Below are 8,362 nucleotides of genomic sequence, written 5' to 3'. Positions count from 1 at the left end.
TTGGCGAACCATTCAGAGCCCCTTTAGGGGTTGGTTAGTAACAAAGGCTTTCAGCCGTAGAGCAAACCACCCGTTCACACGGGTGGTTTTGATTGACAAGTAACTTTGATTTATATTTAGTAGCTTTAGGTGGGATTTTATTGGGAATTACCAACGCTTGTACTCACAAGAAAAATGACCATTAAGGAGAAAAAATAAAGTTTAACTTCACTACAAATAGGTTAGGTCTTACATAGAGTCGAAAAATATGTATCCCAAATTTAGAAAAGATAGAAAAAGACTGGTGTTAAAATGGTAAATAATATTTTAACATTATGGGAGTGAAGAGGTGGGCTGTTTTTGTGAGCGGATTTCTAAAAAAATGCCACAAGACTATTTAGATGACATGCTGGTGCGTCTTGCCCACCACTCAGCAGGGATCGAAGGAAAAACGATATCGTTGCCTGCGACAGTTTCGATTATTTTGAATGGTACACTGCCAGTTAGCGGTGGTGCAATTGTACGCGAATTTTACGAAATTGAAAATCAAAAAAAGCTTTTTATAACCTGTTGAATCATTTAGCGAATAACGATAAGCTTTCTGTGTCTATTATCAAAGAACTTCATGCTGATTTAATCGATCGCCTTCAATATGATAAAGGCCAATTCAAAAAGAATGAAAACATGATTATTGGTACAGAATTCCAAACTGCTTCGCTACCGCAAACGCCATTTCTTATTCAACAGTTGGTGTATAACCTAGAATACCGGTTGGAGAATGCTGCTACTGAAGAAGAGAAGTTAGAGAGTATTTTAGATAAATATAATCAACTCGAAGGGATCCATCCGTTTTCAGTTGGGGATGGACGCAGAGGACGTATACTAATGAACATTGGAAAATTTTTAAGCGGAAGTGCTCACTATAAAGGCTACTATAGACAAAAAAATACTCACATCCTCTTTTAAATTTAGAGGGTATGAGTATTTTTAAAATACCTTAATTATAACTTCGAATTTTAAAATTCGATTTCCTAATCTATTTATTTCATTATCCCGCTTAATAGACTACTGTTACATACTGGTTATGATGAGTGACGGCACTGCTATACCAAGTACTTAATACTTGTCCTGTATAGTTATCAACACTTTTGTCACTCTTATATTTTCTAACAGTTATGTCGGCATACATTCCTAGCCTACTATACCGAGAAGGATCAGCTGGTAGTGTCCTAGAGACACCAGAAGAGTAAGTTGTTGAGAGAGAAACTCCCATACCTTCATACGTCATACTGCCTGAAACTGAATAAGACCTGCCACTTGACAGGATGTACGAGGAAGCCCTTGTCCACTCTGCAGATTCACTTAAGTACCCAATCCATTTGTAGTTGTAACGTGAGGAACTAATTATAGTGTTCCTTACGGTTGCAGAACTATAGGGTTGGATGTCATTATCAAATTGATCAGAAAAGTTATTAGCTTGCTCTACTAAATACAAAGGACCATGAGAAGTAGGTTCGGACACGGATTCAGTAGACGCAGAAACAGATGGGACAAAAGAAAATGATATGGATAGTGAGACAAGAATATAAAAGCTTATATAGATTTTTTTTTTTTCATTTTTAGATTTCCTTTTTTATGTACAATATATTTATTGTAATGTATAATTTATTGATAGGGAAGGCTTACAAACGAATTGGAGGAGAAATTTATGTATATAGTTAGTTCTGTAATATGCCTTATAGGCGCAATAATAATTCGTCTTTACCAAGATTTTCTAATTTCTATTTCACATGTTGCCTATAACGCAAATCATAATGTCTATATTTATTTATTATTTTTTTTAGCTGTCCTGTTCGCTGTTCTAGAAGGTAAGATGTATAGAACTAAAAAATATAATCTACCATAACTTAATTGAAAACGACATATATTTAGAATTATCTCCGTTTAAATAGAGATTTTTATTCGCAGCAAATTATTAGTAGTACCATATGAGAGGAATATTATGAATAAAAATATAGCAAAAGAACTTAATCATTTTTCACTACCATTGGTTGCCAATAATTTTTTTTCAATTTTAATTAGTTCATTATTAGCTGCGATTATTGGTCGAATTTCCATTAATGCTATCGCAGCAACTGAAGTAGTGAATACATTTATTTATTCACTGATTGGAATTTTAGGTGTAGGCAGTCTATCTTTTAATATTTATTCCTCTAGAATTCGATTATCCAATCCAGAAATGTTTAAAAATTTTTTTAAGTCAATTATTCTATTGAATTTAATGATTGGTGGACTTTCAACAGTAATTATTGTCTTTTTTAGTCGTTATTTTCTAGAAATTCTTTATGGTTTTCAAAATGATATATTAACAATTGCCGTAATTTATGCGCAAGTTTCAGCATTTCAAATTCTGTTTAATATGCTTATTTTTTCGTTGTCCAATCAAATGAAAGTTAAAAAACAAACAAAAAATATTTTGATGATTGGAATTACAGGTTCGATATTTCAAATTGTAAGCTCCTTATTTTTAGTTTACTTTGTTTTCAACAATAATGAGTATAGCGTTGTTGGAATCGGATTAGCAAATACATGCACACAATTTTTTGAATTTTGCTGCTATCTTTTTATTCTGCGTGAAGACTTGAAGGAGTTATATTCCATAAAAAGTTCTAACAAATTATTTTTACTCAAAAAAAGCATTCCATTGTTTGCTCAATAAATTCTCGAAGGTTCTATTTTTAATGTTGGAGTAACAGCATTATTAGCAAGGTTAGGGATTGTTAGTTTTTCCGCTTATAGTGTTTGTCGCAGGTTAGTCGATCTATGTTTAACTCCTATGTTTATGTACTGCAATGGTGTTATTGTTCTAACTGGAGAATATATGGCCGAAAAAAACAAGAATAAATTGCTAAACCTACCCTTTATAGCCTTAACAATAATTTTGATTATTTACCTCATAATTGCAGCCATTTTGTATATAATACGCCCACTTTCAATTGCATTTTTTACAAATAAACCTGAGATAATAGAAAGAGCAAGTTCGATTTTACTCCTTGTTTTGTTTACAAGCATAGCGCAACCTTTTTTTGAGGTGGCAAAATTCAATTTACAAGCTGTCGGGAAAGAAAAAATAGCATTGGTAATTACTGGAGTCGTTAATTTGTTGATTTTTGGGGTATTGATTTATTTGAAACAATCAAGTGAGCTGAATTTAAAAACAATCCTGCTTTTGTTATCTTGCAACTATTTAGTTTTATACATAATATTTACGTTATTTTATAGATTAGAAATAAACAAGACTATACATTGAAGTTTTTGAATCTTAAATTTCACGTTCGGGTGTATTGTTTTTAATATGGGTACGTTAGCGATATACTAAGAAGGCATTAGAAAACGTTCTACTTTGTTGGCTCCATTCACTATGTCACTATTAGGAGGGTGTTTGTTTATGCTTAATAAAGAGAGTATTGAAAAAATTGCCGATTTAAGAAGTGTGGAATACTATTTTTGTATATAATTACAGCAAAATGGATAGCTCTGTTGAGAATATTATTAAAATAATCTTGGACTCTCTAACCAAGGTAAACTTGATGCTGAAGGAATTACAAGTATAATTGCCTCAATATCTTTTACGGTAAAATTGAAAGTTCCGTGAGCGTTCAATTTAGAGAAATAATGTATACTTACAAAGTAATATTATACGAAATTGAGCTATTGGGAGGTCTTACTACCTCAGCCTCCATTACATTTAACATATACCTTAAGAACTACAATCTCCCTCCTAGATACCAAGTTCCTGTAGATATTCAAGATAAAGTAATACAAGTCTCGCATGAGGCTTATCAGGGTGTCAGTGCAGCACAAGTAATCTCAGGAGGATTGGCCATAATAGCAGCAGGAGCATTTCTTTTGTATGTCGGTCCTGCAATTATTACTGCCATTCCCACCATAATGGAAGGTCTTATTGCAGCGATGGGGATTATAATGAACACCCAACCTGCTATGTAGTTTTTCCTTATACAACATATAGGCTATAAATACAGACCCCCATCCCTATTTTGTAAGGATGAGGGTCTGTATTTTTTAAGGAGCTAAGTCCTAAAATTTCTAACATGATGAGAAAGAATTTTTTTGAACGTATCAATTTCTTCTTTCGTTCTAAAGAAACTTTTAGGGATAGGCATATAGGAATATTTATTGACCACCAAAAGAAACATATCTTCAAATTCATGAGCACTCATGAAGCTTTTCCATTCGAAAAACTCATACTCATCCTTAACCTTAATTTGAATTCCTATGTGATTTACAGCATACTCTCCTACGTATCCTTTTCTTAGAGTAGACTGAAACGTCGCCTTTAACCGATTCCTGATAGCCATTTTTCCGGCCAGAACTCCAATTCCCCCTCCCACCAACACGGTACCAGCAGATAATAAAAATAAGTTTAATTGTGAATAATCAGATACATTATCCAAGGCATTATAAATCAAGAAATACATGATTATAAAAAACAAAGAAAGGGAAATCAATCTTCCTCCCAATCGTGTCCTCCTTTGGTACTGGGTTGCTCTTTCAATCTGCTGTAAATCTAGTTTACCCATAAATCTTAAATCGAATTTTTCTTCATTCATTTTGTTACCTCCAATTTTATGGTGTTTGATCTGTACTTAATTATTAATCTCACCACTTTACAACTTCTCACGCCTCTAAGGGCATAAAAATACAAACAACCCCCAATTTTTTGTATGATTGATTTGGAGAAAAAACCAACAAAAAAAGGGGTTGTTTGCTATGAACCAATTATATCAAAAAGGCGTGACAATCAAAAGTTTGAGAGCATATTTCGCGCCTTATTTTGCCAGGATGACTCGACCGACAGTGAATAAGTTTTTCCTTTTTCTTTTGGCGGTCATTTCGATACAAGGGATTCAATCCGTCCGTGTTTTATACACGTGGTTTTTAAAGAGGATAGATACCTCTAGCTGTTTGAACGCGTATTACTGTCTCCTATCTGAAGAGAAAATGTCCCGATCTCTATTGAATCAGATTACGGTCCGCATTGCGCTGTCTTGCATTCCGGATGAGTGCAGTAACTATCCCATTTTTCTGATGTAAGGAAAGATACAAAGCTATTTGACTTGCCGCCCGTACCGACTGTATTCCAGCGATCTAAAAATCGCCACATTATTCTTAGAAAATTCATGCCAGTACCCCTTTTCTGAAGTTCTAACTATAGAAAAAATAAATTATTTGTTACAATAGTAACATAAAAAATGTTCAGAAAAAAACATATTTATACGAGCGCGCAAAAAGAGGCTTTCACTGATTGTGAAAAAGCACAAACTTATTGTATGCGTATTAGCTTGTACTTCACTGATAGGAGCTGCCGAATATCCGAGTGAACCTACAATTATAACCAAAGAGAAGCAACCATTTTACGGCTCTAATTACCCATTAAACAACTACCTCTTAGGATTGTTATGAAAAGGAGAAAAAAATGAAAAGAGACTTTTATAGATACATTCCCTTGTTGGCTGGTAGCATGCTAGTGCTGATTGGTATAAGAGATAGACTGAATGAGCCATTATTTTATTGTATTTCAATCGGATATATCGCACTGATTGTTATTTTGATGTGGAAAAGCGGGAAAAATAAGAATAGTGGGAAGTCTAGTTAAGTTATAAAAAGGGAGCTCAAGGTGCTAAGGAGTACCTTGAAAAGCATTATAATCAGTTGGCGGAAGAAAATGGTTTAGTGGCCGCGGTTTACCAGAATCGTAAGACTATCTAGCTGGATTTACGACATTCATGAGAGCGTTATTATTGTGAGATGACAAAAGGGAGGAACCAAATTGGATAAGATTTTAATATTGGTGATCGTCGGAGGGTTATTGGGCTATTCCTGGCAACAATCAAAAAAGTATTTATCTCCAACGTCCAGTTTCAATGCCATTATCACGTTTGACCCGGAACATTATACAAATATACGGTGGTTTGAAGTCTTTCGAAAGCTAACACACTGGGAAAAATTTGGAGCTTATTCATTCAAAGGAACTGTAGCTACGAATGCGGAAGATATCATTCATTTGATTCATAAAGAGCTTGAGGTTCCTTTGGAAAATTTCAAAGTGAAAGTATTCCCAATAGAGAAAACAAGCTTCGATTATATTGTGACTTTTAAAAAAATCCCTCGGCCTGAAATTGAGGATTACCCTCAGTTAGCGGAATTGGCTATCTGGAACACATACGGAAAAAACAGTTATCGATTGTGGCTTGGAATGTCAGTAGAGCAATTCAGGGAAGTCATCAGCCAGGAATTGCATATCCCTGAAAACAGTTTTACTGTCTATTGCCCTGCAAACCTCGTATGGACAAGGTTTCTATAGATATAATTCACGTAGGCTAAAAATAAGTAGGATGATAGAAAGCCAATGCAATGGAGGGATCAATATATGAGAAAAAAAGTCGTAGTCACAGGAATTATGACCATTATCCTATTGCTGGGCTATTTTTTCTGGGATGATATTATTGTAAATACATCCCCTAAATTAGTAGGAACTTATCAATCAGAAACTTCTCCCCCAAATATAGTTATGATATCTTTCTTTCAAGACGGAACATTTGAAGAATATTACAACGCGAGTTTAGTGGATTCTGGAACGTACCGCAAAGAAAAAGATTCAGTTTATACGTTGCATAGTGAAAAAAAAGAGGATTACATCATTCTTCAAGAAGAGGATTCTTTCTACTATTATTACAGAGATGCAGCAGGATCCACTATCTTCCTGTTAAAGAACTTAGGTAAAGCTCCCACAAAAATAATTGATGATCCAGCCTATTCAAACTGAAACATTCATTATACACATGGGCGGCCATAATGAACCAGAATCTGGGGAGGTAGAGGGAAAAATTACCTTCAGGTATGGAATACGATGAATCACTCCCAACATATTATTTTTAATATGAGGACGGTAGCGATATACTAAGATAGTCTTAGAAAACGTTTAAATTTGTTGGCTTCATTCATTATGTCACTATCAGGAGAGTGTTTATTTATGCTTAATAAAGAGAGTTTTGAAAAAAGTGCCGATTTAAGAAGAGGGGAAAATAGGGAGTTTTGGGAAGGATTTGACAAAACACTGCAAAATCAACGTGTTGAAGTCACTTTCAAAATGGATGGACATTTTTATCCAGAGACAATGAACTTGGTAGGTTCTCCGTATTTATGTGAATTTTCGAACAAACAAATCACCTTTTTTGAATTTAAACCGCAATCACTAAACTGGAAGAACAGCTTACGTTTAAAATTAACTCATCTAGTTGAGGAAATCGAGCTGATAGAAGTGAATACTCAAAAGAAACTTGATCTAGTAATGGGGATTTTACCGTCTGAGAGTGTGACATTAGAAGTAAAAATCAATTTTAAAAACCGGCAAATATACCATCTATATTCGAAAAGTATTTCTGTAGCCGAAAAAATATTTGAGTGGTGTAATAATAATGACCTAAAGGTAGAGGATGAAGAGGGCATCGAGATAGTATTTAAAGATTCCAATAATCCCATAGATGAAATAAAAAATAAACGTATCAATAGAAGATATTAAATTCAATACAAACAAAAAAACTGATTACGGGACTCATAATCAGTTTTTTATTTTGTCTGGGTGCATATGTTAGACAGCTATGGTCATAACTCAAGAGTATGTTCGCAATACTCAAATAAATGAAGATTGGTATGCACGAATGTTACCCGTAAGCTAGAATCTAGAGTGATAGATCGATACTTAAAAAAAATCAGGGGGGAGAAAAAATATCTTGAGAAGCCTGACACAGGAGGCGTAGCTACCAGAAGCAACGTTATTTGTAAGCTACTGAAACTGTTGGCGTACTCAGTCAAATACGATTTAGGTTGTTTAAAGAAAGCAGCTGTTTTCCGTCTTGGTCAAAATTATCCAGCGATAACCATTTTTCAAGTCTTTTTTTGTTCCGTTCCCATTCACAATCAAGCATTGAGAACCACGATGTATCGCGGTTTCTATTTTTGTATACAACTGCCTGCCGGAATGTGCCTTCATATTCAAATCCTAACCTCTGTGCAGCTAATTTAGAAGGCTCATTTAGACTATCACATTTCCATTCGTATCTTCTGTACCCTAAAATCTCAAAAACATACTTTGCCAACAAATACTGGGCTTCGGTAGCTTGAATGCTTTTTTTCAATTGCTGGCTGTATATTACATAACCTACTTCGATAACGCCATTTTGTCGATCGTTACGCATTAGCGCAAGCGTGCCCAGCACTTTTGAATGTTCTTTATCCCAAATTCCAAAAAAGTAAGGGTCTTCGGACAAAAAAGTCTTGTTGAAGATATCAGCAAACGCTT

Annotated in this window: 10 protein-coding genes and 1 pseudogene; 9 read left to right on the top strand and 2 right to left on the bottom strand. The window is 34.5% G+C overall.

The features are described from left to right. Positions 1–361: 361 nt before the first annotated feature. The 5 genes from BMZ71_RS15405 (at position 362) to BMZ71_RS13980 (ending at position 3,987) form a co-directional block, all read left to right on the top strand. Positions 362–553, top strand: a complete 192-nt coding sequence (locus BMZ71_RS15405; RefSeq protein ID WP_245734458.1) for a hypothetical protein — start codon at positions 362–364, stop codon at positions 551–553. A 29-nt stretch (positions 554–582) separates the two neighbouring features. Next, entirely contained in the window at positions 583–945 is a 363-nt protein-coding gene (locus BMZ71_RS15400; RefSeq protein WP_245734457.1) for a Fic family protein, read from the top strand. Positions 946–1,981: 1,036 nt separating this feature from the next. Continuing rightward, positions 1,982–2,698, top strand: a complete 717-nt coding sequence (locus BMZ71_RS15395; protein WP_245734456.1) for an MATE family efflux transporter — start codon at positions 1,982–1,984, stop codon at positions 2,696–2,698. Further along, positions 2,699–3,289, top strand: coding sequence for an MATE family efflux transporter (locus BMZ71_RS15390; RefSeq protein WP_342725300.1), 591 nt, complete (start codon positions 2,699–2,701; stop codon positions 3,287–3,289). It abuts the gene before it with no gap. 365 nt (positions 3,290–3,654) lie between these two features. Next, positions 3,655–3,987: a hypothetical protein gene (locus tag BMZ71_RS13980; RefSeq protein ID WP_086989624.1), complete on the top strand. Its 333-nt coding sequence runs from the start codon at positions 3,655–3,657 to the stop codon at positions 3,985–3,987. Between the two features lie 83 nt (positions 3,988–4,070). On the opposite strand, the gene BMZ71_RS13975 is transcribed toward BMZ71_RS13980, so the two are convergent. Next, positions 4,071–4,610: a YcxB family protein gene (locus BMZ71_RS13975; RefSeq protein ID WP_086989626.1), complete on the bottom strand. Its 540-nt coding sequence runs from the start codon at positions 4,608–4,610 to the stop codon at positions 4,071–4,073. Between the two features lie 160 nt (positions 4,611–4,770). On the opposite strand from BMZ71_RS13975, the pseudogene BMZ71_RS15565 reads away from it, so the two are divergent. The 4 genes and pseudogenes from BMZ71_RS15565 to BMZ71_RS13950 form a co-directional block, all read left to right on the top strand. Beyond that, positions 4,771–5,091: pseudogene (locus BMZ71_RS15565) on the top strand (IS701 family transposase); the annotation flags it as partial. A 739-nt stretch (positions 5,092–5,830) separates the two neighbouring features. Then, positions 5,831–6,364, top strand: a complete 534-nt coding sequence (locus BMZ71_RS13960) for a hypothetical protein (protein ID WP_086989630.1) — start codon at positions 5,831–5,833, stop codon at positions 6,362–6,364. A 66-nt stretch (positions 6,365–6,430) separates the two neighbouring features. Continuing rightward, on the top strand, positions 6,431–6,826 hold the full coding sequence (locus BMZ71_RS13955) for a hypothetical protein (RefSeq protein WP_086989632.1): 396 nt from the start codon (positions 6,431–6,433) through the stop codon (positions 6,824–6,826). Positions 6,827–7,033: 207 nt separating this feature from the next. Further along, positions 7,034–7,582: a hypothetical protein gene (locus tag BMZ71_RS13950; RefSeq protein WP_086989634.1), complete on the top strand. Its 549-nt coding sequence runs from the start codon at positions 7,034–7,036 to the stop codon at positions 7,580–7,582. Positions 7,583–7,871: 289 nt separating this feature from the next. Here BMZ71_RS13950 and BMZ71_RS13945 read toward each other — a convergent pair. Further along, on the bottom strand, positions 7,872–8,362 hold a 491-nt coding region (locus tag BMZ71_RS13945; RefSeq protein ID WP_093234174.1), incomplete at its 5' end, for a GNAT family N-acetyltransferase.

This window comes from Trichococcus flocculiformis, from assembly GCF_900113645.1.
Classification (GTDB): Bacteria; Bacillota; Bacilli; order Lactobacillales; family Aerococcaceae; genus Trichococcus; species Trichococcus flocculiformis.
Note: the sequence above shows the minus strand (reverse complement) of the source record. Positions and strands in the feature narration are given on the sequence as shown.